The 24,448-nt window shown below is 71.2% G+C and carries 19 protein-coding genes; 11 read left to right on the forward strand and 8 right to left on the reverse strand.

Translation table 11 applies throughout. From position 1 onward, the window contains the following. The 3 genes from DKT68_RS07635 to DKT68_RS07645 form a co-directional block, all read right to left on the reverse strand. Nucleotides 1–466, reverse strand: a 466-nt coding sequence (locus tag DKT68_RS07635) for a D-glycero-alpha-D-manno-heptose-1,7-bisphosphate 7-phosphatase (RefSeq protein WP_146218311.1), incomplete at its 3' end; no start/stop codon positions are given. Continuing rightward, nucleotides 463–1,533 (reverse strand): glycosyltransferase family 2 protein, encoded by a 1,071-nt coding sequence (locus tag DKT68_RS07640; protein WP_109816708.1) that lies wholly within the window; start codon nt 1,531–1,533, stop codon nt 463–465. The genes DKT68_RS07635 and DKT68_RS07640, both read right to left, overlap by 4 nt. Beyond that, complete coding sequence (locus tag DKT68_RS07645; protein WP_109816709.1) at nt 1,530–3,182, reverse strand: carbamoyltransferase family protein; 1,653 nt, start codon at nt 3,180–3,182, stop codon at nt 1,530–1,532. The genes DKT68_RS07640 and DKT68_RS07645 overlap by 4 nt, the downstream gene beginning before the upstream one ends. Nucleotides 3,183–3,358: 176 nt before the next feature. On the opposite strand from DKT68_RS07645, the gene DKT68_RS07650 reads away from it, so the two are divergent. Continuing rightward, nucleotides 3,359–4,714, forward strand: coding sequence for a metallophosphoesterase (locus DKT68_RS07650; protein WP_161556630.1), 1,356 nt, complete (start codon nt 3,359–3,361; stop codon nt 4,712–4,714). An 81-nt stretch (nt 4,715–4,795) separates the two neighbouring features. Then, nucleotides 4,796–5,644, forward strand: coding sequence for an SDR family oxidoreductase (locus tag DKT68_RS07655; RefSeq protein WP_236646775.1), 849 nt, complete (start codon nt 4,796–4,798; stop codon nt 5,642–5,644). Nucleotides 5,645–5,691: 47 nt separating this feature from the next. Here DKT68_RS07655 and DKT68_RS07660 read toward each other — a convergent pair whose 3' ends face one another. After that, a complete protein-coding gene (locus tag DKT68_RS07660; protein WP_109816712.1) occupies nt 5,692–6,096 on the reverse strand; it encodes a four-helix bundle copper-binding protein in 405 nt (134 codons plus the stop codon). A gap of 107 nt (nt 6,097–6,203) precedes the next feature. Here DKT68_RS07660 and DKT68_RS07665 point away from each other — a divergent pair, with 107 nt between their 5' ends. The 5 genes from DKT68_RS07665 (at nt 6,204) to DKT68_RS07685 (ending at nt 14,525) form a co-directional block, all read left to right on the forward strand. Continuing rightward, entirely contained in the window at nt 6,204–6,419 is a 216-nt protein-coding gene (locus DKT68_RS07665; RefSeq protein WP_109816713.1) for a TMEM175 family protein, read from the forward strand. A 111-nt stretch (nt 6,420–6,530) separates the two neighbouring features. Next, on the forward strand, nt 6,531–7,226 hold the full coding sequence (locus tag DKT68_RS07670; RefSeq protein WP_109816714.1) for a hypothetical protein: 696 nt from the start codon (nt 6,531–6,533) through the stop codon (nt 7,224–7,226). 761 nt (nt 7,227–7,987) lie between these two features. After that, nucleotides 7,988–9,505, forward strand: a complete 1,518-nt coding sequence (locus DKT68_RS07675) for an MDR family MFS transporter (RefSeq protein ID WP_109816809.1) — start codon at nt 7,988–7,990, stop codon at nt 9,503–9,505. 49 nt (nt 9,506–9,554) lie between these two features. Further along, on the forward strand, nt 9,555–11,876 hold the full coding sequence (gene helR / locus DKT68_RS07680) for an RNA polymerase recycling motor ATPase HelR (RefSeq protein WP_236646776.1): 2,322 nt from the start codon (nt 9,555–9,557) through the stop codon (nt 11,874–11,876). Between the two features lie 171 nt (nt 11,877–12,047). Next, the gene (locus tag DKT68_RS07685) at nt 12,048–14,525 is read left to right on the forward strand and encodes a M14 family metallopeptidase (protein ID WP_109816715.1); all 2,478 of its coding nucleotides are present in this window, start codon (nt 12,048–12,050) and stop codon (nt 14,523–14,525) included. 103 nt (nt 14,526–14,628) lie between these two features. Here the strand turns inward: DKT68_RS07685 and DKT68_RS07690 are convergent, their stop codons facing one another. Both DKT68_RS07690 and DKT68_RS07695 read right to left on the reverse strand, forming a co-directional pair. After that, nucleotides 14,629–15,030: a (R)-mandelonitrile lyase gene (locus DKT68_RS07690; RefSeq protein ID WP_201748951.1), complete on the reverse strand. Its 402-nt coding sequence runs from the start codon at nt 15,028–15,030 to the stop codon at nt 14,629–14,631. Nucleotides 15,031–15,075: 45 nt separating this feature from the next. Continuing rightward, nucleotides 15,076–16,083: a zinc-dependent alcohol dehydrogenase family protein gene (locus DKT68_RS07695; protein WP_236646777.1), complete on the reverse strand. Its 1,008-nt coding sequence runs from the start codon at nt 16,081–16,083 to the stop codon at nt 15,076–15,078. Between the two features lie 245 nt (nt 16,084–16,328). On the opposite strand from DKT68_RS07695, the gene DKT68_RS07700 reads away from it, so the two are divergent. Continuing rightward, nucleotides 16,329–17,219 (forward strand): helix-turn-helix transcriptional regulator, encoded by an 891-nt coding sequence (locus tag DKT68_RS07700; protein WP_109816718.1) that lies wholly within the window; start codon nt 16,329–16,331, stop codon nt 17,217–17,219. 93 nt (nt 17,220–17,312) lie between these two features. Here the strand turns inward: DKT68_RS07700 and DKT68_RS07705 are convergent, their stop codons facing one another. Then, the gene (locus tag DKT68_RS07705; protein ID WP_109816719.1) at nt 17,313–18,230 is read right to left on the reverse strand and encodes a manganese catalase family protein; all 918 of its coding nucleotides are present in this window, start codon (nt 18,228–18,230) and stop codon (nt 17,313–17,315) included. A 262-nt stretch (nt 18,231–18,492) separates the two neighbouring features. Here DKT68_RS07705 and DKT68_RS07710 point away from each other — a divergent pair, with 262 nt between their 5' ends. Then, the gene (locus DKT68_RS07710; protein WP_109816720.1) at nt 18,493–19,386 is read left to right on the forward strand and encodes an SGNH/GDSL hydrolase family protein; all 894 of its coding nucleotides are present in this window, start codon (nt 18,493–18,495) and stop codon (nt 19,384–19,386) included. 145 nt (nt 19,387–19,531) lie between these two features. On the opposite strand, the gene DKT68_RS07715 is transcribed toward DKT68_RS07710, so the two are convergent. Further along, complete coding sequence (locus tag DKT68_RS07715; RefSeq protein ID WP_109816721.1) at nt 19,532–20,659, reverse strand: DUF4185 domain-containing protein; 1,128 nt, start codon at nt 20,657–20,659, stop codon at nt 19,532–19,534. A 211-nt stretch (nt 20,660–20,870) separates the two neighbouring features. On the opposite strand from DKT68_RS07715, the gene DKT68_RS07720 reads away from it, so the two are divergent. Then, nucleotides 20,871–22,313: an FG-GAP repeat domain-containing protein gene (locus tag DKT68_RS07720; RefSeq protein ID WP_109816722.1), complete on the forward strand. Its 1,443-nt coding sequence runs from the start codon at nt 20,871–20,873 to the stop codon at nt 22,311–22,313. Between the two features lie 20 nt (nt 22,314–22,333). Continuing rightward, nucleotides 22,334–24,400, forward strand: a complete 2,067-nt coding sequence (locus DKT68_RS07725; protein WP_109816811.1) for an N-acetylmuramoyl-L-alanine amidase — start codon at nt 22,334–22,336, stop codon at nt 24,398–24,400. Nucleotides 24,401–24,448: the final 48 nt, after the last annotated feature.

A 24,448-nucleotide genomic window follows, 5' to 3' on the forward strand; every position in this document is an offset into this window, starting at 1 on the left:
CCTCGGGGCGGGTGACCGGGGTGGGTACCAGGATGCCGGTGGCGCCGGCGGCGAGCGCGGCGGTCATGTCGCGGCCGATGTCGCCGACCATGACGCAGCGGTGGGGAGTGGTGCCGAGCGACCGGGCGGCGGCGTGCACCAGGCCCGGGGCCGGCTTCCGGCAGGCGCAGCCGTCGGTCTCGTCGTGTGGGCAGATCGCCCAGTCGTCGAACGGGCCGAGCAGTTCCTCGATCCGGGCGTTGACCGCGTGCATCTGCCGCTCGGTGAACAGGTCACGGGCCAGGCCGGACTGGTTGGTGACCACGGCGAGGCGGAGCCCCTCGGCGCGCAGCCGGTCGAGGGCCGGTCGGGCGCCCGGCACCGGGCGGACCTTCTCCGGGTCGCCGTTGTAGGGCACGTCCTCCACGAGCGTGCCGTCCCGGTCGAGCAGCACCGCGTCGTAGAGGGCGGAACCGGGCGCGGTCATGCCGGCTCCGGGGTCCGCGGCGAGCGGGGTGACCCTCCACCCGTCGTCGCCAGCCCATCCGCCGTGACCGGCGCGCCAGTGGGCACCGTGCGGGTTCGCCACCAGCCGCCCACCCAGTGGACGACCGCGAGCGGCGGGATGAGCGCGCTGGTGGCCAGCATGGTGGACACCTCGTCCGGGCTGCGGGGGCCGGGCGCGACGCGGACGCGGGTGAACTCCGCGGTGCCGGCCGCCCAGCCCAGCGCGGCCGCGCCGGCCACCACACCGAGGACGCGCCGACGACGGCGGGAACGGTCCACCGCGCGCAGCGCCAGGCCGGCCAGCGCGATCACTCCGGCCGCGGTGACCGCGACGTGCCGCGTCCGCCGGCCGGGGGGCAGGTCGAGCTGTGTGCGCCAGGTACGCCCGTACAGCCGGCGCAGCAGCGCGTCGTCGGCGTTGCCACGCTGGGTGCGCAGGCTGACCCAGCGGCTTTCCGGGCGTACCGGATGGGTCACCTGGCGCCGACCCCGGACCAGGTCCCAGCCGGCGAGACGGACCCGGTGGGCCAGCTCGGCGTCCTCCCGGTAGGCACGGGGGAAGCGCTCGTCGAAGCCGCCCACGGCGGCCAGCGCCGCCCGCCGGTAGGCCATGTCCGCGGTGATCCATCGCCCCTCGGCCAGGCCCGCGGTGGCGCGTTCCCAGTCGGTCGGGCGGCGGCCCGCCGGCAGCGGGACCACCACCGCGCCCTGCACGCCCCCCACCCGGTCGGCCACACCGAGGTCGTCGCGCAGCCGCCGGGCCCAGTCCGGGGCCGGCACCACGTCGTCGTCGAGGAAGGCCACCCACCGGCCACGGGCCTCCCGCCAGCCCAGGTTGCGGGCCGCCGCCGGGCCCGCGCCCCGCCCGGTCAGCACCTTCGTGTACGCCGCCAGCGTGCCCGGCACCGCCAGCTCGCCGGTGTCGTCGGGACGATCGTCGACGAGCAGCAGCTCGACCTCGGGCAGCTCGGCGAGCTGGCCGGAGAGCGCGTCGAGCAGGGTGGCGAGGCTGGGCCGGCCGAGCGTGGGAACGACGATGCTAATCATCGGCTGCCGGCCAGCGCGCGCCGGTGCACCGCGAACGGGCCGAGGGCGAGCAGGTCGACCGGTGCGGAGCCGAACAGCTCCATCGCCTCGCGCGGTGTGTCCACCATGGGGCGACCGGCGGTGTTCAGCGAGGTGTTCACCACGACCGGCAGACCGGTGAGACGCTCGAACCCGGCCAGCATCTCGGCGAGCACCGGCTCGGTGTCCGCCTGGACGGTCTGCACGCGGGCCGTGCCGTCGACGTGCGTGACGGCCGGGATCCGGTCGCGCCACTCCGGCTTCACCCGGTGCACGAAGAGCATGTAGGGGCTGGGAAACACCCCCTCGAAGATCTCCGCGAAGCGTTCCGCGCGGACCATCGGCGCGATCGGCCGGAACTGCTCGCGCCCCTTGACGTCGTTCATCCGCGCGGTGGTCGCCGGGTCACCGGGGTGAGCGAGCAGCGACCGGTGGCCCAGTGCCCGGGGGCCGTACTCGCTGCGCCCCTGATACCAGGCGACGATCCCGTTGTCGGCGAGCACCCGGGCCGCCTCTGCGGCGATCGACTCCGGCCGGGTGTACGGCAGCGCCGCCCTCCGCAGCTCCGCCTCCAACTCCTCGTCGGACCAGCCCCGGCCCAGATCCACCCCGTTCAGGGGCGTGGAACGGTCGCCCAGGTCGCCCGCCACGTGCAGGGCCGCTCCCAGCGCGGTGCCCGCGTCGCCGGCCGCCGGCTGCACCCACACGTCCCGGTACGGCCCCTCGGCAGCGAGCCGGGCGTTGGCCACGCAGTTCAGGGCGACTCCGCCGGCCATCGCGAGGGTGGTGGCGCCGCCGGAGGCGTCGTACAGCCAGCGGGACAGATCGAGAATGACCTCCTCCAACCGGGCCTGCACGCTGGCGGCCAGGTCGGCGTGGTCGTCGCTGAGCTCGCCCTCGCCGGTGCGCGCCTTGGCCAGGCTGGCCCAGTCGATCCGTTCGACGTGGAAGCCGCCGTCGTCGGTGACCCGGACCAGCTCACGGAGCGTCCCCAGGTGTCGTGGCTGGCCGTACGACGCCAACGCCATCACCTTGTACTCGTCGCTGGAGTGCAGGAAGCCGAGGTGACGGGTCAGGTCCTCGTAGAGCAGGCCGAGCGAGTGCGGGAGCTGCTGCGAGTGCAGGGGCGACAACCGTCCGTCGCGGTAGACGCCGGCCAGGTGGCTAGCCACCTCGCCGCGTCCGTCGAGAACCAGCACCGCGGTGTCGTCGCCGGCCGTCGGAGCGGCCAACCCGGCGGAGGCGGCGTGCGCCACGTGGTGCGGCACGAACCGCACCTTCTCCGGGTCGAGCCCGGGCAGGGCGGCGGCGAGGAACTGCGGCGCCCGCTTCGCGTAGTCGACGCGCAACCAGTCCCACGGGTCGTCGAGTCCCAGCCCGGTGAGGTCGCCGCACAGGCCGGGATCGAAGGAGTACGCCACCGCGTCGAGGCTGTGGACGTCGATGCCCGCCGAGGCCAGGCACCACGCCGCGGACAACTCGGGCAGCTCCCAGGCGGAGAAGGGCACGGGACGCTTGCCGTGCTTGCGGCGGCTGAACCGCTCCTCCTCGGCGGCGGCCACCACCCGGCCGTCGACCACCAGGGCGGCCGCGGGATCGTGGAAGATCGCATTGATGCCAAGAACGCGCATGTGGAGACCTCTACCCCCGCGCATCCGGCCCAACCTGTAGATCATCGACTTCTTTGCGGCGTCGGTCCCGTGTGGAGATTCGGCGGCTGGATCCCCCGCCGACCACGGCCCTGCGGAGCGACGAACCCGGGCAAACAGGGTTACGCCTGCCCGCCACCTGTCCTATGTTGGGAGTGATGAATGCTCTGCCGACCGCCCGTCCGGGGACCGCCGTGCGGATCCTGGCCACCACCGACCTGGGCGCGGCATTCGTGCCGCTGCGGACGAGTTTCGGCACCGCCGGCACCTGCGCCGGCCTCGCGGACCTGCTGGAGCGGGAGCGAGAGGCGCAAGCGACCATCTGGCTGGACGCGGGAGACCTCGCCGTCGGGCCGGTCCAGCCGCTGCTCGGCCGCCGCCCGTGGCAGGAGTTGGCGCACCTGCCCATCGACGCGGCCGCGGCCGGCAACCACGAGTTCGACGAGGGAGTACCGGCGCTGCGGGCGGCCGCCGGACTGCTGCCCTATCCGGTTCTGTGCGCGAACGTCGACGTCGGCCTACCGGCGTCCACCATCATCGAGACCGCCGGTGGTCCCGTCGGTGTGATCGGGTTGACCCACCCCTTCAGCCACCGGTTCGCTGCCGCCCCGCCGCCGTTGGACGGTTGGCCACACCGGGTCGCCGAACTGAGCGCCGACCTACGTGCGGACGGCGCCCGGTGGGTGGTCGTCCTGCTGCACGACGGCGTGGACTGGTGGCCGCAGCAGCCGGACGCCGCCGTCGTGGGCGCCCGTACCGAACGGCTGACCACGCTCACCGAGCCGTGGATCACCAGCGTCGACCTCGTCCTCGGCGGGCACACTCCCGCCTCCTGGATCGGCACGCTCGGCGGCGTCCCCTTCGGGCACCCGCACATCTTCGCGGCGTCCGTCCTGGTGGTGGACCTGCCGTCCAATGGCGGCCGGGCCGACGTCCGTGGCGTCCACCCGGCGCCCGTCCGGCGACCGCAGCACCGCGATCCGGCCGTCCGCGCCCTCGACGCCGCGGCCGCGAACGTCCTCGGGCAGAGCCGACACACCTGGTTGAGCCGCACCGGCGCCCGGCACTACCTTCCCGGTCTCATCGCTCGGGTCGCCCGCGACAGCAGCGGGGCGGACGCCGGGCTCGTCCTCGCCAGCGAGCACACCAACCAGGGCGCGGTGGACGGCGCGGTCGCGGTGCTGCACGGCGGGCCGGTCACCGAACTCGACCTCATGCGCCTGTTCGGGCAGGCCGACGACCGGCCGGCAGTCGTCCAGCTGCGGCCCGGTGAGTACGCCGCCCTCCACCGGACCGTCACCGCCTGGGCCGACCCGGCCAACCCCGCCGGTGATCAGGTGTGGTGGAACTGGTGCCGAATGCCGCCCGGCCTCAGCACCACCACCGCCCACCCGAGCACCGTCGCGGTGGCGCGCGCTCTCGTGCCCCGCCTCGCCGAACTGCTGGACCGTGCCCTCGACAGCGAGTTGGCGAGCGTCGGGACTCGCCAGGCGCTGCTCGCCGCCCTCGCCTGATCCGCAACCGTTCGGGTCAGGGTCCGTGGGAATCATCCGACAACCAAGGGGTAACGGCCCGGTATGTCTGATTTTGATCGTATGCCCGATCCTCGTCCACAGGAGCAGCCCTACCCCGGCGAGACCGCCGGCATGAACCCTCGGCCCCGCGACGAGATGGCCGACTACACCGGCCGCGACCTGCTCCGAGGCAGACGGGCCCTGGTGACCGGTGGCGACTCGGGCATCGGGCGGGCCGTCACGGTGGCCTTCGCGAAGGAGGGCGCGGACGTCGCGGTGGCCTACCTCAACGAGGACGACGACGCCCGACACACCGCGGAGCTGGTCCAGGCGACGGGACGACGCTGCATACTGCTCCCCGGCGACCTGGCCGATGCCCGACACTGCGCCGACGTGGTCGCCCAGGCGGCGCGAGAGCTCGGGGGCCTGGACCTGCTGGTCAACAACATCGCCTACCAACAGAACGCCAACTCGTTGACCGAGATCACCGAGGAACAGTGGCAGCACACCTTCGCCGTCAACATCCACAGCTACTACCGGGTCACCAGGGCGGCGCTGGAGCATCTGCCGGAGAACTCGGCGATCATCAACACTGCCTCGATCAACGGGCTCAAGGGCAACAGCCACCTGATCGACTACTCGGCCACCAAGGGCGCGATCATCGCCCTCACCTACTCCCTCGCCCAGTCCCTGATCCAGAAACGCATCCGGGTCAACTGCGTCGCTCCCGGCCCGGTCTGGACGCCCCTGATCCCCGCCACGTTCCCCGCCGACAAGGTCCAGGAGTTCGGCCAGCAGGTGCCGATGGGACGCGCCGCCCAACCGGACGAGATCGCACCCTCGTACGTGTTCTTCGCCAGCGATCAGCTGTCGTCGTACTACACCGGCGAGGTGCTCGCCCCGATCGGCGGCATCACCCTGCCCGGCTGACGACCGGGCGCGACGGCATCGCGCGGTCGGACGTGCCGGCGGTCGGCTCAGCTGATGGTGGCCAGCAGGTCGCGGCACGCCTGCTCGCAGGCCCGGCAGGCGTCAGCGCAGACCCGGCAGTGTTCGTGCATCTGCGCGTGCCGGGCGCACTCGTCACCACAGGCCTTGCAGGCGGTGGCGCAGGCCTCCAGCAGCGTACGGCTGACGTTGGCGTCGTAGCCGGTGTGCCGGGACAGCACCCGGGCGGTGGTGGTGCAGATGTCGGCGCAGTCCAGGTCGGTACGCACACACTTGGTCAACTCAGCCACGCTGTCCTCGCTCAGGCAGGCGTCCGCGCACGCCGTGCACGCCTGCGCGCAGGCGTTGAGCGCGTCAATCGTCGCGGCCAGCTTCGCCCGGTCGAGGTTGATCGACTTCGGGTAGGTCTCCAGCATCGACATGGTGATCGTCATGGTCGTCCCCTCGCTGGTGGGCATGGTCCTGACCGCGCTACCCGTCCGCGCGGCACCTATGCCAGGCGCGGTCCTGATGGCGGGGGCTCGCGCGTCAGCCGGGCCGGTTGGCGGCTCTCAGCGACGCTGCCCTCGCCATCGCCGTGACGCTTCTCGTGCTGGAGATCCAACCGCCGGCGCGCGAAGCAGGGCCTGCGGACGGCGGTCGTCGTCCACGGCGCCACACTGCGGGCCAGGGCGAGCGCCAGGTCACCGGTCTCCGCTGTCACTCACCACCTGTCCATTGTGCCCATGACGGGCCGATCCGCGCCCGGTACCGATGACCTCGTTCACTCCACACCATCGACTGTCCGTGTTCGGCGTGGTACGCCGGGTGGCGCGGAGTTGGATACTGGTGGTGTGCCGGCGGTGCGACAAAGTCCGGGAGGTACAGGATGTGGATCTACGCAGGCAGCGTCGCGTCCCAGTTCCACCGAGACCTGACAGACCTTCTGGACGACCTGCGCGCCCTCGGTGCCGGCGGTGCCCGAGGGACGCTGGAGCGGGCCTCCGAGTGGGCCGACGTCGACTACACCTTCGGCGGCACCATCAGCGTGACGCCAACCCTGCCCGCCGCAGGGGAGGATCGCCGGCAGGTCGTCGTACGACCGCGCGTCTGGTTTGCCACGCACCCGCTGGTGCCGGGCCGGGCCGAGCAGCGGAGGCTGGACCCGGCCTTCCACGGAACGGACGACGTGACCTGGCTGTTGTCTCAGCGGGTGGGTGGACGGGACCTCGCTGTGGGAGCCGAGGGCCCCGAGTTTCTGGTGGATCTCGCCGGCAGCCGGGAAGCGCAGGATGCCGCTGCCCCCACCGCCGAGGACATCGCGGCCTGGCAGCGGCAGCGATGCCAGTGCGCCCCGACGGCCGACGACGACCGGCGGTGCGAGGGGCCCCTCGACCTGATCCACGTACGCGACGGCGACACCGTGCTCCACGGTTGTTACGGGCACGCGGTGGATGTCCTGCGGCGCGACACGTCGGCCGAGGTCGAACCGGGTACGACGCCGGGATACACGCCGGCGGCACTGGCCGCGGCGGCACAGGGGGTGGCTGACCTGGCGGGGCCTCGACGGCGTGACACCCGCTGAGCAACCGGCGGCGACGTCGCCGGAGACGCCGCGACAGCGCCCCAGGCAGCAGGGTGCCGCTGCGTGTGAAGGTGATTCGTCGGCCGGATGATCATGGGGAAGGCAAACACCCATTCCCTGCCACTCTCAACATATACCGCACCTGGGGGCTTGCCGCAAGACCCGGGTCATGCCGCAGAATTGCCGGCCGAAGCCCAGTACCTGCGGAAATGAGTCGTGAGATGCGTGTGCTGTTGTCGACGGTCGGGCCCCGGCGGGTATCGGGTCTGACGCCCCGAACAAGATCGCCTCGCGGGGCGCGGGACTCGCCGTGAGCGAGCCGTCCGTGCCGCTTCTTCAGGGCCCACCTACCCGGGCCCGATCCGGGGTGGCGAGGTAGAACGTCGTCCGTCCGCCCTGCTGGGGGCGCCTGGACCGGTTGGACGGCGGATGGGGTCGTGGATCCTGCTGCCGTCGCCGTACCACCCACCGCTGACGGCTGGGACGCCCGAGCCGACACGCAGGTCATCGCTGCCATGCCGGCTGCCGCATCCCGCCGCGTCACGGCGCGGCCCAATCGCCCACCGGTGGCCGAGGCGCTCGTCAACCACCCCGGCCATCTTCAGTTCCGACACCGAGGAGATTTCATGACCGTTCAACCCGAGCCGGCCGCGGCCGGGACCCCTGCCGCGCTCGCGTCGGACGACCTGGCCGTGGCCGGCGTGCCCGTGGCCGCCCGGGCGGCGGCCCCCGACGAGGTGCCGGCCGAGCAGGCGGGGCGGATGTCGCACGGCGAGGTGATCCAGGCGCTGTCCGGCCTCATGCTCGGCATGTTCGTCACGATCCTGGCGTCGACGATCGTCTCCAACGCGCTGCCGCGCATCATCGCCGACCTCGGCGGCACCCAGTCGGTCTACACCTGGGTGGTCACCACCGAGTTGCTGGCGATGACCGCGACGGTGCCGCTCTGGGGCAAGATGGCCGACCTCTACAGCAGGAAGCTGCTGATCCAGCTCTCGCTGAGCCTGTTCGTGGTCGGCTCCCTCATCGCCGGCTTCGCGCCGAACGTCACGCTGCTGCTGGTCAGCCGCATCGCGCAGGGCGTGGGCGCCGGCGGCATGGGTGCCCTCGCGATGATCGTGATGGCCGCGATGATCCCGCCGCGCGAGCTGGGCCGCTACTCCGGCGTCTTCGGCGCGGTGTTCGGCGTCGGCACGATCGCTGGCCCGCTGATCGGCGGCGTGCTGGTGGACACCTCGTGGCTGGGCTGGCGCTGGTGCTTCTTCATCGGCATCCCGTTCTCGCTGGCCGCGATCGCCCTGCTGCAGAGGACGCTGCACCTGCCGGTCGTCCGCCGGCCCGTGACGGTCGACTGGCTGGGCGCACTGCTGATCATGGCGGGCGTCTCCACGCTGCTGGTCTGGTCCAGCCTGGCCGGTCACCACTTCCCCTGGGGCTCGTGGCAGACCGCGGCGTTCGTCGTGGGCGGCGTGCTCCTGCTGGCCCTCGCGGTGCGGACCGAGTCGCGGGCCGCGGAGCCGATCATCCCGCTCGGCATCTTCCGCAACCGCACGGTCGCGCTGACCGTGGTGGCCAGCACGCTGGTGGGCGTGGCGCTGTTCGGCAGCACGGTGTTCCTGTCGCAGTACTTCCAGGTGGCGCTCGGTAAGTCACCGACGGTGGCCGGCCTGATGAGCCTGCCGATGATCCTCGGCCTGCTGGTGTCCTCGACGGTGGCCGGACAGCTCATCACGCGGTACGGGCGCTGGAAGGCGTACCTCGTGGTCGGCTCGCTCGTGATGACCGGCGGCTTCCTGTTGCTCAGCACGATCGACGCGACGACCGGCGTGGTGCCACTGGCGACATACATGGTGGTGCTCGGGATCGGGGTCGGCATGCTCATGCAGAACCTCGTCCTCGCCGCACAGAACGACGTGCCCGCCGCCCAGTTGGGTGCGGCCACCTCGACGCTCACCTTCTTCCGCAGCATGGGCGGCGCGATCGGGGTGAGCGCTCTGGGCGCGGTGCTCAGCAGTCGGGTGACCTCGCTCGTCGCCGACCACTTCGGCGCGGAGGCGACCGGCGGCGGCAGCGCCAAGGTGCCCGACCTCGCGACGCTGCCCGCGCCGGTCCTCGCCGTGATCCGCGACATCTACGGCACCGCGACCTCGGACCTGTTCCTGGTGGCGACGCCGATCGCGGTCCTCGCCGTGCTCGCGGTGCTCTTCATCAGGGAGAAGCCGCTGTCCACCCTCACCGGCGACGAGCGTCGCGCGCGGGAGGCGGCGGCGCCGCACTGAGTCGTGCGGGGCCCGGCCCGTCGGGTCGGGCCCCGCGAGGGCGTACCCGATGGAGCCGCGCCGCACCGACGACCCGTCGCCGGCGGCGGACCCGGTGGAGACGGTTCGCGCGCGGGCCACCGCGCACCCGTCTCCCCGCACCGAAACCCAGATCGGAGCTGTTGACGTGAACCCGCTGACGACCGGTGTGTTCGACCTTCCCGACCGCCTCTCCCACAAGGCCGACCCGACGTTGATCGCCCGCGACGAGCAGCACTTCGCGGCCATCGCGGAGAACCTTGAGCAGGTGTTCGCCGACCTGTCCGCACGCCTCGACGCCGCGCGCCGGGCGCCCGGTGGCAAGGGCCGGCAGGCGGTGGACCGGGACCAGGAGATCCGCCGACTGGCGGGGCGCCTTCGCACCCTGCGCCGCTTCGGTCTCGACCTGTGCCTCGGCCACATGGTCGACGCCGACACCTCCGAGACCGTGTACGTCGGACGACGTGGCCTCATCGACAGCTCGGGTCGTCAGCTGCTGCTCGACTGGCGCTCCCCCGCAGCCGAGCCGTTCTTCGGAGCGACCCACGCCAACCCGATGGGCCTGGCGAGCCGTCGCAGGTATCGCTGGACCCGCGGCCGGATCAGCGACTACTGGGACGAGGTGTTCACCGCGGACGGGCTGGAAGGGCGCGCCGCGCTCGACGACCAGTCCGCCTTCATCGCCAGCCTGGGCAGCAGCAGGTCGACCCGGATGCGGGACGTCCTCAGCACCATCCAGGCCGACCAGGACGCCATCATCCGCGCCGGATCCCGCGGCGCTCTCGTCGTCGACGGCGGGCCGGGCACGGGGAAGACCGTCGTCGCCCTGCACCGCACCGCCTACCTCCTCTACTCGGACCCCCGTCTCGGTCACCGCCGGGGCGGCGTGCTGTTCGTCGGCCCGCACCAGCCCTACCTGACGTACGTCGCCGACGTCCTGCCCAGCCTCGGCGAGGAGGACGTGCAGATCTGCACCCTGCGGGACCTCGTCGCCGAGGGAGCCACGGCCACGATCGAGAGCGACCCGGACGTGGCCCTGCTGAAGTCGTCCGCGGGCCTGGTGACGGCGGTCGAGGCGGCCGTCCGGTTCTACGAGGAGCCGCCGACGAGATCGATGACGGTCGCCACGGACGACTCCGACATCCGGCTGAGCGCCGACGACTGGGCTCAGGCGTTCGAGGCGCCGGGGCCCGGCACCCCGCACAACGAGGCGCGCGACGAGGTCTGGGAGGAACTGCTCACGATCCTTGTGGAGAAGTACGACGGCGACGCCCCGGCGGATCTGGTCCGCGCGTCGCTGCTGCGAAACAGCGAGCTGCGGGCGGCCTTCACCCGGGCCTGGCCACTGCTCGACGCGGCCGACCTGGTCGGAGACCTGTGGTCGGTTCCCGCCTACCTGCGCCGGTGCGCTCCCTGGCTCAGCCCGGACGAGGTCCGGAAGCTGCAGCGCGACGACCCCCAGGCCTGGACGGTGTCCGACCTGCCGCTCCTGGACGCCGCACGACAGCGGCTCGGCGACGCGGAGGCGTCCGGGCGCAAGCGCCGGCACGACGCAACTGTCGCCGCCGAGCGCACGCGCATGTCCCGGGTCGTCGACGATCTGATCGCGGCCGACACCTATGACGACGGTGAAGGTGTGCTGTCGAGCCTGCGCCAACCGGACCTCCAGGACGCCCTGGTCGACGAGGCCGCGCTGCCCAGCATCGAACCGGACCTGCTCGCGGGCCCGTTCGCGCACATCGTGGTGGACGAGGCCCAGGAGCTGACCGACGCGGAGTGGCAGATGTTGCTGCTCCGATGCCCGTCCCGGAGCTTCACCATCGTGGGTGACCGCGCCCAGGCACGGCACGGCTTCACGGAGTCGTGGCAGGAACGGCTCGAGCGGGTCGGGCTCGACCACATCAACCTGGCCTCCCTGAGCATCAACTACCGCACGCCGGAAGAGGTCATGACGGAAGCCGAGCCGGTCATCCGGGCAGCGCTCCCGGACGCCAACGTGCCGACCTCCATCCGCAGCAGCGCCATCCCCGTCGTGCACGGGTCCACCTCGGACCTGCGCTCCATCCTCGACTCCTGGCTCGACGAGCACGCCGAAGGCGTCGCCTGCGTCATCGGTGATCCGGCCTTCCAGGAGATGACCCGCGTCCGGTCGCTCACCCCGGTGCTGTCGAAGGGACTCGAGTTCGACCTGGTGGTCCTCGTCGACCCCGAGGCGTTCGGCGACGGCATCGAGGGCGCGGTCGACCGCTACGTCGCGATGACCCGAGCCACCCAGCAACTCGTCATCCTCACCAGCACCCCGGTGAACGGTGCCGCGGTCGCCTCAAGGAATGCTCAAATTCGATCGACGTGAACCGCTGACGCCGCAAACGCACATACGCTCACCGGACCCAGCCCCGCTCACGCCCTCCCCGTTCCTTCTCGCAGGCTCACCGCGCGTTCGGCATGGCTGTCCTACATGGGGGCGACGCGCACGGGGACCTGCCACCACCTCAACCACACGTCGTTAGTAGAAGGAGGGGGAATGCGGCGCACACAACGGCGCATCGCGCTTCTCGCGCTGCCCGCCCTGGTGGGTAGCATCCTCGTGGCGACCGGGCCCGCGGGCGCGGATCCCACGGGGTCGTCAGCCACCGCCAGCCGATCCCAGCTTGAGGATCGGGAGGCGGTACGCCTCGTACACATCAGGCTGACCGGCGCCGACATGCTGGACAAGGTGGCCGCCGCCGGCTTCGACCTCGAGCACGGCCTCCGGCGCGTGCCGACCGGCATCGAAGGCGAGGCGGTGGTGACCGCCGGGCAGGTCGCCGAGCTCGAGGCGATGGGCGTCGACGTGCTCGGCGACGACGCGGGCTTCGCCTGGAGCGACGAGGCCGACGGCGGCATCGGCATCGCCGCCGGCGCGCGGGCCGTCCAGCCGTTGAACCACGAGGCGACGGTACGCATCGCCCGCGCCGACTGGTTCACCACCAAGGGCCAGGGCTTCCTCTACGTCGAGGCGCGGACCACCGAGGGGCAGCAGGCGGACCCGATCGTCGGGATGCAGCTCGAGAACGACTCGGGCAAGGGCACGCCGTTCGGCTTCGCCCGGACGATGAGCCGGTTCGTCGACTCCGGGCAGTACATGTTCCACCGCAACCTGTTCAAGCTCGACGCGCGCCCCAGCAAGATCCAGGTGACGAGCTCCACCGGTGGCGTCGCCACCGGCGTCGTCTCCAACTGGCTCGAGGACGCGCCGCCGCCGTTGACGGCGAACCCGTCCTACAAGTCCGACTTCGTGGACGGCTACAAGCACCCGCAGCAGCTCTACAGCCGCGCCAAGGAGATCGCCCGCCAGTACCCGGACATCGCCGAGATCGTCTACCTGCCGAACGAGACGAACGGGTACCAGCGCAAGGCGCAGGCCCAGATCGGCGGTACGGGGCAGGCGGCGGTCGTCGTCACCTCGGCGGCGTGGGGCCACGAGGGCGGCAACGACATCACGGTCGAGTTCGTGGACCGGCCGGGTGCGGACCTCCCGCTCGCGGTGGAGGTCGCGGGCAAGGCGGTCCGCGTGCTCCTCGCCAAGGACGCCTCCGGCGGGCCGGCGAGTACGGCCACCGAGGTGGCGGAGGCACTGCGGACCGGGTCGCAGGGCCTCATCGACCGGGCGCACCCGTACCGCGCCAACGAGGGCACCGGCATCGTCGCGCCGACGGCCGGCCCGGTCGCGCTGACCGACTTCCTCGACCAGAAGCGCGCCGGCGCACCGGCGGGCGAGGTGCCGCGAGGCCCGGCCACGATCCCCGTCCTGCGGGTCGGCAAGCACCGTGACGGCAGTAAGCCCGGTGTCCTGATCCAGGCGCAGGACCACGCCCGCGAGTGGGTGCCGGCGACGACCAGCCTGGAGTCGGCCGAGCGTCTGGTGCACAACTACCGGTCCGACCGGGAGACGAAGAAGATCGTCGAGAACACCGACGTCTTCTTCATCCTCTCCAACAACCCGGACGGGGCGAACTACAGCTTCTACAACTTCGCCTCGCAGCGGAAGAACATGACGAACCACTGCCCGGACGCGAACGCCGATCCGGCGCAGCGGAACTCCTGGGGCGTCGACCTGAACCGGAACTACCGGGTCGGGTCGGGCCACGACGGCTACGCCGGAGGGTCGACCAGCTGCGTCAGTGGCACCTACCAGGGGCCGGAGGAGCTGTCCGAGCCGGAGTCGAAGAACATCATCTGGCTGGTCGAGAAGTACTCGAACATCAAGTTCATGATGTCGGTGCACTCCAACGGCGGCCAGCTCTTCTGGCAGCCCGGCGCCTACATCGCGGACGGCCGGATCACCACGCCGCGCCCGCCGTTGGGTGACGAGGCGTTCTACTGGCAGTCGGCCGCCCGGATCCTGTCGCAGGTCAAGGCGCACCGGGAGACCGTCGTCACGCCGGAGAACGTCGGCGGCTCGTCCGACGTCCTCTACTCCTCGTCGGGCAACGTGCGCGAGGACCTGTACTACACCTACGGGATCTACGCGTTCGGCTGGGAGGTCGGCGGTTCCGTCTACAACCCGGCCACCGGCGACTGGCAGGGCGGTTCGTTCCAGCCAGAATGGGCGGGGAATCCCGAGCTCGTCAGCGGTCACGCCGAGACGATGGAGTACGCCAACGGGATCATGGAGATGTTCCGGGTCGCGGCGGACTGGGGCAGGGACCGGAAGGACCCGACGTCCCGGCTCATCCCCGGCAGCGGGAAATACCGCGGGCCCGTCGACGTGCGCTTCGAGACGAGCGAGCCGGCCACCATCTACTACACGACGGACGGCAGCCGTCCCACGCTCCAGTCGCCACGCTATGCGGCGACCGAGTTCCGTGAGCCGGGGCAGGTGTTCCACGTGACCGAGACGACGACGTTCCGCTGGTTCTCGGTCGACAGCGCCGGCAACATCGAGAAGAACTACGACCCGACGAAGAGCGACAAGCGCAACAACTACCGCACGGCGACGATCACGATCGTCAAGAAGTAGCGCCCCTCCCAGTGATCAGTGCCCCGTCAGTGCGGTCCACCCGCGACTGGCGGGGCACTGATCGCGCGAACTCAGGACCTGCCGGAGACCGTCGGGTAGGTGGTCACGCGGGCCGGCGGCCGTACTCGTCGTCGGTCACGTGCTCGCCCCACTCGGTCTCCGGCCCGTCCTGCCCCGCCGTGAGGCCGTCCCAGATCGCCAGATGGGTCATGAAGTGGTCGGGGGCGGCCCCGTGCCAGTGCCACTCACCGGGCGGACACCAGACGGCGTCGCCCGGGCGGATGACGACGACGTCGCCACCGCGCGACTGGGTCAGCCCGACGCCCTCGGTGACGTGCAGCAGTTGGCCGTTGACGTGCCGGTGCCAGGCGGTGCGGGCGGCGGGGGCGAAGTGCACGGCGTTGCACCGGCCGATGGTCGTTCCGTTCATCGGAACGATCTGGTCGAACCAGACGTCTCCGGTGAACCAGTCGGCCGGTCCCTTGACCGACGGCAGCTTGGTCATGATCTCCACGTGTCCTCCGTGCGGTACGCCTGGCTCGTTGTCTCGTCAGGGATTGAGAAGGACCTTGATGGCGCGGCGCTCGTCCATCGCCCGGTACCCCTCGGCGGCCTCGTCGAGGGGAAGGGTGAGGTCGAAGACCCTGCCGGGGTCGATCTGCCGGGTCGCGATGAGGTCGATCAGCTCGGGCAGGAAACGGCGTACCGGGGCGGGGCCGCCGTGCAGGTGCACGTGGGAGAAGAACAGCTCCTCGCCGGGCAGCTCGACGTCGTGGGCGACTCCGACGTACCCGACGTGGCCGCCGGCACGGGTGGCCCGGATGGCCTGCATCATCGACTCCTGGGTGCCGACCGCCTCGATGACCGAGTGTGCCCCGAGGCCGTCGGTGAGGTCCTTGATCCGTGCGACGCCGTCGTCGCCGCGCTCGGTGACGATGTGGGTCGCGCCGTAGTGCGCGGCCAGCTTCTGGCGCGGCTCGTGCCGGCTCATCGCGATGACGCGTTCCGCGCCGAGCCGCTTGGCGGCCAGCACGGCCAGCAGACCGACGGCGCCGTCGCCGACCACCGCGACGGTCTTGCCCGGGCCGACCTCGGCCGCCACGGCGCCGAACCAGCCGGTGCCGAGCACGTCGGAGGCGGCGAGGTAGCTCGGGATCAGGTCGTCCGAGGGGACGTCCGGCGTGGCGACCAGGGTGCCGTCCGCCAGCGGTACGCGCAGGTACTCGGCCTGGGCACCGAGCCCGCCGACCGGCTCCCGGTGGACGCACGACGACTGGTAGCCGGCACGGCAGATCGCGCAGGTGTTGTCGGAGGCGAAGAACGAGCCGATCACGAACTGGCCCGGCTTGATGTTCCTGACCTCGCCGCCGACCTCCTCGACGATGCCGACGTACTCGTGGCCCATCGGGGACGGCCCCTTGACCGCTTCGACGCCCCGGTACGGCCACAGGTCCGAGCCGCAGACGCAGGTGGCGGAGAGACGGATGATCGCGTCGGTCGGGAGCAGGATCTCGGGATCCTCCCGCGTCTCCACCCGGACGTCGCCGGGAGCATGCATCACAACACCACGCACAGGCTCTTCCTTTCCGAAGGACCGGCCACGATCCGGCCCGTGTTCTCTTCCGCCTACCCGAGCGGGTCGTGATGATGCCGCCATCCGGGCACATCCCGGACAACGACCGTCACTCGCACCACGCTCATCGGTCTCCAGCTAACCCCGGCAGCGCCCCCGCAGGGAGTTCCTCTCCGGAGGTGTACTGACAGAGCACCCCAACGACCAGCCGTGCGACGTACGGTCCAGACGTGGACAACCGCACTGAGGTCCGCGAGTTCCTCGTCTCGCGGCGCGCCAAGCTCCGGCCGGAGCAGGCCGGCCTGCCCGCCGGCACCAGGCGACGGGTGCCGGGGCTGCGCCGCAGCGAGGTCGCGTCGCTGGCCGGTGTGAGTATCGAGTACTACTCGAAGCTCGAACGCGGCACGGTCGCTGGCGTGTCGCCGAGCGTGCTCAACGCCGTCGCCCGGGCGCTCCAACTCGACGACGCGGAGCGGGCGCACCTGTTTGACCTCGCCCGGGCCGCCGACGGCAGCGGCGCCCTCATGCGGCCCCGCCGTCGCACCGCGCGGCAGTGGTCGGTCCGCCCCAGCCTGCAATGGGCCCTCGACGCGGTGACCCAGGGCCCCGCGTTCGTGCGCAACGGCCGGATGGACCTGCTCGCGGCCAACCGGCTCGCCCGAGCGTTCTACGCCGAGGTGTACGCCGACCCGCAGCGCCCCGCCAACATCGCCCGCTTCACCTTCCTCGACGAGAAGGCGCACCGCTTCTATCCCGAGTGGGACCTCGCCGCCGACATCTGCGTCGCCATCCTGCGCACGGAGGCGGGCCGCGACCCCCACGACAAGGATCTCCACGACCTCGTGGGTGAACTCTCCACCCGCAGCGACGAGTTCCGGACACGCTGGGGCGCCCACAACGTGCGGCACCACGGCACCGGCGTCAAGAAGTACCGCCACCACGTCGTCGGCGACCTGACCCTCGCCTACGAAGGGCTGGAGATGGCCGCGGAACCGGGCCTCACGCTCACGATCTACACCGCCGAGCCCGCCTCCCCGTCCGAGGACGCGCTACGCCTGCTCGCCTCCTGGGCGGCCTCCCAGGAGACCGATTCCGACGCGCAGACCGTCGTCCGGGAGTGAGCGAGGCGTGTGGTGTGGTTCGAGTCCGGGTGGCCCGTCGTCCTCTGTGGCGGGGCGGGTCACCCGGACCCCTGACGCGGCTCCGCTGTCGTGTCAGTCGAGGGCGTCCTTGACCTTGCGGACCACGTTGGTGACGCCCTGCGCGTGGGCTCCGGCCGCGTCGCCGGGCTTGCCGGGGCCGCGGGAGCCGTCGTAGGTGGCGTACAGCTTCGGGTCGGGCGGCGGGGGCAGGGCCGTGTCGTCGGTCAGCGCGACCGGCTCGGGCCGGTAGGTCAGATCCTCCCCGCCGATGAGGCTCGGTCCCTGTGCCCAACGACCCTCTCCGGCGCGGCTGTCCGTACCGAAACTCCAGAACGTGTGGTTGTGATCCGCGTTCTCGATGTCGCTGTTGGAGCGCTCGATGCCGTGCTCGACGTAGCCGTCGGCGATGAGCTGCTCGATGCCGAGCAGCCACTGCTGCTGGTGGTAGGTGTCCCGGGCCAGGTTGAAGCCGAGCATCTCCTTGACACCGGGGTCGTCGGTCATGTTCAACACCCGGCTGGTCTGTAGGCGGCTCTGCGCCTCCGCGGCGACGTTGGAACGGAAGTCCGCGAGGAGGTTGCCACTCGCGACGATGTAGCCGGCGTTCCACGGGACACCCTGGCTGTCGCGGGGCAGCGGGCCGCCGCCGCCGACGATGGCGTGCTGCGGGTTCATGCCGCCGAGCACCGCGGCGAGGACGGGGTTGGCCGCGACCGCCTTCTCCGTCGTCTCGGCCGGGGCCCCCTCCAGGAGCCGGGCCAGCATCGTGGTGAGCATCTCGACGTGGCCGATCTCCTCGGTGCCGATGTCCATGATCATGTCTTTGTACTTGCCGGGCACGCGGCAGGTCCACCCCTGCCAGAGGTACTGCATCATCACGGTCATCTCGCCGAACTGGCCGCCGAGGATCTCTTGCAACTTCATCGCGAACAGCGCGTCGGGCTTCTCCGGCCTGGCCTTGAACTGAAGGTGTCGGTCGTGGCGGAACACGGGTCCTCCGATCAGACGTACGGGACGCCGTCACGAGGCGGCGCGCCCCGCGTCTTCCCGCTCCGCTGGCCCCACCGTGCCAACGCCCGGCCCGCCGGGGCCACACTCCCGCTCCGCGACCGCCCGGACCGACGTGGCCCCAGCCAGGTAGCCCCGGCCCACAGCTCGGACCAGTAGATAGTGAGCCCTATCTATATTGACGCTCGTCGTGGCCGTCGACAGACTCTCGGCACCACCACCAGCACCCCCTCTGGGAGGCGCCATGACCCGTCCCCGCCTGCCGCTCCTGCGGGCAGCCACCCGGTTGGCCGCACTCGCCGCGGCGACCGCCGCCGTGCTGCTCGCCGTCACCACGCCGGCGAACGCCGCCGTGCCGACCGGACGCTACGTCGCACTGGGCGACTCGTACACCGCCGGTCCGCTGATCCCCACCCAGGTCGACCTGAACTGCCTCCGCTCCAACCGCAACTACCCGTCCCTGGTCGCCGCGTCCGCCGGCTCGTCGCCGTTCGTCGACGTGAGCTGCTCCGGGGCCACCACCGACGACATCCTCTACGGCGGGAGCGGACAGCTGGGCATCGCGGTGCCACCACAGCTCAACGCGGTCACGTCGACCACGGCGCTGGTGACGGTGCAGATCGGCGGCAACGACATCGGCTTCTCCGGCATCATCAGCGACTGCGCGGAGGCGAGCCTCAGCAGCCCGCTCGGTTCGCCGTGCAAGGACCGGTTCACCGCCGGCGGCACCGACCAGTTGCAGGCCAGGATCGCCGCCGCCGCCCCGAAGGTGACCGCCGTGCTCCAGGCGGTCCGCCGGGCCGCGCCGGGCGCCCGGGTCGTGGTGCTCGGGTACCCGGCGATCCTGCCGGACACCGGTTACGGCTGCTGGCCGGTGGTCCCGATCGCCTACCAGGACGTGCCGTACCTGCGGGGCGTCGCGAAGTCGCTCAACGCCACCCTGGCCCGCACCGCCGCGGCGAACGGCGCCACCTACGCCGACGTCTACACCCCGTCGATCGGCCGCGACACGTGCAAGAGCAGCGGCACCCGGTGGGTCGAGGGACTGGTGCCGCAGAACTCGGCCGCCCCGTTCCACCCGAACGCACGGGGCGAGCAGGGCATGGCCACCGCTCTGCTGGCCACGCTCAACAGCTGACCAGGCAGCGCACGGTCGAGCCGGCCCCGTCGCGGCGGGGCCGGCTCAACCCGGTACTGCTCCGGGTTGGCGCATCGTTACGGGTGTCCGCCGGCTCGACCTCCGCGGGCTGGACCTGGCGGCCAGGGTGGGCGCGGAGGCCCCGTCACACCGACCCGACGAACTGGCTGACGTGGTAGGCGGTGCTGCGGCCGTCCGGCGTACGGGTCCACTTCGAGACCATGAGATGCAGATCGTTGGCGTCGCGGCTCGACCAGGGATGGATGAACCCACCGTAGAGTCCCGGCTCCTGCCAGCTCGTGACCTGGACCTTCTCCGCCGTCCACGCGCGGTCCGGTCCCGGCGCCGTCCGGGTGACCACACAACCGTTCTGGCAGTTCAGGTACGACATGACCCAGGTCCCGTCGCCCAGGCGGCGTACGGACGGCTCGCCGAAGCGGCCGGTGAGGATGGGTGTGCAGGGTCTCCCCCAGCCCCAGTTCGCGCCGTTCCAGCCCCACCCCTCGTAGGACTCGGGGTAGAACAGCCGGTCCCACCGGACGCGACGCAGCATCATCGGCCCGTCCTGCCGGCCGGAGCGCACCGAGAAGACGTAGACGTGGTCGCCGTCGCGCTGCATCGTCCACATTTGGAACGGGTCCTTGTTGTCCGGGCTGTTCCACCACTTCAGCGGCGTACGGATGAAGTCGTTGCCGTTGTCGGAGTAGGCCAGGCCCGCGTAGCGGGACTTCCACTGCGGTCCCGCCGGGCCGGCCGAGTTCCAGTTCTCGATGCTCATGTAGGAGATGAGCTGGCGACCGGTCTCGGGGAAGCTGATGCCGTCGTTGGGGATGACGGTCACCTCCGGGAGCCCGTCGATGCCGATGCCGTGGTGGCCGTTGTGCATCAGTTCGGGCGCGCGTCCGTTGCCGGCGACCCGCGCCGCGCTGTCGAAGACCACTCCGCCCGGCGCGCCCGGGTGGATGGCGGACCGCAACATGACCGGTGACCGCCAGTCGTTCGGCAGGGGCGGGCCCTCGGGCCACGGGGTGTTGAAGGTGTCACCGAAGAGGTAGCCGATCGACGCGTTCTCCAGCACGTAGGGAATGCCCAGATCGGTGCCGGCCACCCGCCATCGGCTGTTGGTGTCGAGGTCCGCTCCGGTCAACCGCTTCTTCCAGACCGCCGCCTGGGCCGGACCGGCCGTTGTCAGGACACCCCCGATGACACCGGCGGCGCTGGCGGCGCCTATCGCGGCGGCGCGACCGAGGAGCGAGCGACGAGGCAGGCCCATGGCTGTCCTCTCCGAGACATCGATTGCCGAGAGTAAACCCGCAGGCACCGTCCATGTCAATACCTGCCCGCATCAGCGAGCACTGTGAAGGAAATCTTCAGGTTACATTGACAGCCGTCATCGCCCTGATGACACTCTCAGCAATCGAACCGGCGTCAGAGGCAGCAGCACGACGCCGCCGGGATGACCCACCGACCTCGCGAGGAGCATCGTGAGACGTACTCTCCTGGCCCTGTTGGTCGCCCTCGGCACCGCGGCGGCGGCCGTCACGGCAGCACCGGCTCATGCCGACCCGGTCGGCATCCTGGCCTGCCCCTCCATCCCCGCCAACCGCGACCCCGCGGTGACCCTGGTGGTCTACCGGGTCGCCCGCGCCCACAACGCCAACGACAAGGTGATGCTCTCCGCATTCGAGGCGGGCTGGGTCGAGTCACACATGAACAACCTGCCGTGTGGCGACAAGTCGTCGCTCGGGGTGTTCCAGCAGCGCTGGGACTACGGCTGGGGCACTCCGGAACAGATCATGGACCCGGTCTACGCCAGCACCCAGTACGTCACCCGGGCGATCGTCTGCGACCGCAACAACCCCGCCTACAGCGCGGGACAGGTCGCCCAGTGCGTGCAACGGTCGGGCTTCCCGGACCGGTACGACCAGGTGGCCGCCACCGCCCGGGCCCAGCTCAACGAGGCGGCCCGTACCCACGCCATCGCCGGCGGGTCCGCCACCGACGTCACCGGCGACGGCCGCGACGACGTCGTGGCCTTCACGCAGAACGCCCTCGCCGACGTCTACGTGGGCGCCTCCACCGGTGGTTCCTTCACCGGCACCTCGGTCAAGTGGAACGACTTCTTCTCCATCGGCGGGGAGACCGCCTCGACCGGCGACGTCAACGGCGACGGCAGGGACGACATCGTCACCTTCGCGCACAGCAACACCGGCGACGTGTACGTCGCGCTCTCCAACGGCACCTCGTTCGGCGGCGGCGGGAAGTGGCACGACTGGTTCGCGCCGGGCGCGGAGATCGGCGCGGTCGGCGACGTCAACGGCGACGGCCGCGACGACATCGTCGCCTTCACCCACAACCCCGCCGGCGACGTGTACGTGGCGCTCTCCACCGGCGCCGGGTTCGGCCCCGGCCTCAAGTGGCACGAGTACTTCAGCCCGTTCGGCGAGTTCCCGGCGCTCGGTGACGTCGACGGCGACGGACGCGACGACATCATCACCTTCACCCAGGGCCCCGCCACCGCCGCCGACGTCATCGTCGCCCTGTCGACCGGCAGCGCGTTCGGCGCCCCACAGAAATGGCACGACCTGTTCGCCGTCGGCGCCGAACAACCCCGCGTCGGCGACATCAACGGCGACGGCAAAGACGACATCGTCACGTTCACCTGCAACACCGACGCCGACGTCTACGCCGCCGTCTCCACCGGCACCGGCTTCACCGGAACGACCGTGAAGTGGAACGACTTCTTCTGCCTCGCCGGCGAATTCCCCTACCTCGGCGACGCCAACGGCGACGGCCGCGACGACATCATCGTCTTCACCAAGGGCGCCACCAACGACATCCACGTCGGCCTCTCCACCGGCACCGGCTTCCTCGGCGCCACCAAATGGCACGACTTCTTCGGCCTCAACGGCGAAACCACCCTGTGAACGGCGAACTGGAGGCCCCGATGCGACTGACCCGGCCCTCGTGGCGCGCCTGCGCCCTCCTCCTGACGGCGGCGCTCGTCGCCCAGGCCACGGCCACGCCGGCCGTCGCGGCCCGGCCCGCGGCACCCGGTTCGCTCGGCACGGCCTTCGTGCGCGCCGCCGCCGAGTTCGACGTACCTCGGGACCTGCTGGTCGCCGTCGCCTACGGTGAGTCGCGGCTGGACGGGCACGACGGTCTGCCCAGCCAGGCCAACGGTTACGGGGTCATGCACCTGGTCAGCAACCCCACCCAGCACAGCCTCGAACGTGCGGCCACGCTCACCGGCGAGCCGGTCGCCCGCCTGCGCTCGGTCACCTCGGCCAATGTCCGGGGTGGTGCGGCGGTGCTGCGCGACCTGGCCGACAGGGAGGGACTGACGAGCGGTGCGCGGGACCGGCTCTCCGCCTGGTATCCGGTCGTGGCGCGCTACAGCGCCGCCGTCGACGACCCGACGGCCCGGCTCTACGCCGACCACGTCTACGACCTCCTGCGTACCGGAATCGCGGCCCGTTCGGTGCGGGTCGCGCCGCAGCCGCTCCGACCCGAACTCGGCCGCTACGCGCGGGTCGCCCCCGCGGGCGCCGCCGCCGGTCCGAACGCCGCCGCGGCCGCGGTGCCGGAGTACGGGCCGGCGCGGTGGGTGTCGGCCTACGGCGGCAACTACCAGGTCGGCCGGTCGTCACGAATCACCACGGTGGTGGTGCACGTGACCCAGGGCTCGTACGCCGGCACGGTGAGCTGGTTCCAGAACCCGTCCGCGGGAGTGAGCGCGCACTACGTCGTGAAGTCGAGCAACGGTGAGATCACCCAGATGGTGCGCGAGGGAGACACGGCCTACCACGCGCGCTCGGCCAACCCGTACTCGGTGGGCATCGAGCACGAGGGGTTCGTGGACAATCCGGCCTGGTTCACCGACGCCATGTACCGGTCCTCGGCAGCGCTGACCCGCTACCTGTGCGACAAGTACGGGCTGCCGAAGAACCGCACGGCGATCAAGGGGCACAACGAGCTGCCCGGCAACGATCACACGGACCCCGGTCCCAACTGGAACTGGAACTACTACATCTCGCTGGTCAACGCCGGCAGCTCCGGCGGTCGCTACCTGGCGGGGTCACCGACGGACTTCACCGGCGACGGCCGGGACGACGTGGTCGCCTTCACCCAGGGCAGCCTCAACGACGTCTACGTGGCCGCCTCCACCGGCAGCGCCTTCGCCGGCACCTCCGTCAAGTGGAACGACTTCTTCGGCCTCACCGGTGAGACCCTGCTCAGCGGCGACGTCAACGGCGACGGCCGCGACGACGTCATCGCCTTCACCCACGGCACCCTCGCCGACGTCTACGTGGCCCTCTCCACCGGCGCCAGCTTCGGCGGCGGCCAGAAGTGGCACGACTGGTTCGCACCGGGCGCCGAGGTCGGCGCGGTCGGCGACGTCAACGGCGACGGCCGCGACGACATCGTCACGTTCACCCACGACACGAACGCCGACGTGTACGTGGCCTTGTCCACCGGCGCCGGGTTCGGCCCCGGCCTCAAGTGGCACGACTACTTCTCGATCCCCGGCGAGTTCCCGGCCCTCGGTGACGTCGACGGCGACGGACGCGACGACATCATCACCTTCACCCAGGGCCCCGCCACCGCCGCCGACGTCATCGTCGCCCTGTCGACCGGCAGCGCGTTCGGCGCCCCACAGAAATGGCACGACCTGTTCGCCGTCGGCGCCGAACAACCCCGCGTCGGCGACATCAACGGCGACGGCAAAGACGACATCGTCACGTTCACCTGCAACACCGACGCCGACGTCTACGCCGCCGTCTCCACCGGCACCGGCTTCACCGGAACAACCGTCAAGTGGAACGACTTCTTCTGCCTCGCCGGCGAATTCCCCTACCTCGGCGACGCCAACGGCGACGGCCGCGACGACATCATCGTCTTCACCAAGGGCGCCACCAACGACATCCACGTCGGCCTCTCCACCGGCACCGGCTTCCTCGGCGCCACCAAATGGCACGACTTCTTCGGCCTCGACGGCGAAACCACCCTCTGAGCACGTCCCGAGGCGTCGCGGTGGTGGGCGGCCGACCCGTGCCGGCCG

Origin of the sequence: Micromonospora acroterricola (genome assembly GCF_003172955.1) — a bacterium.
In the GTDB taxonomy this organism is placed as follows: domain Bacteria; phylum Actinomycetota; class Actinomycetes; order Mycobacteriales; family Micromonosporaceae; genus Micromonospora; species Micromonospora acroterricola.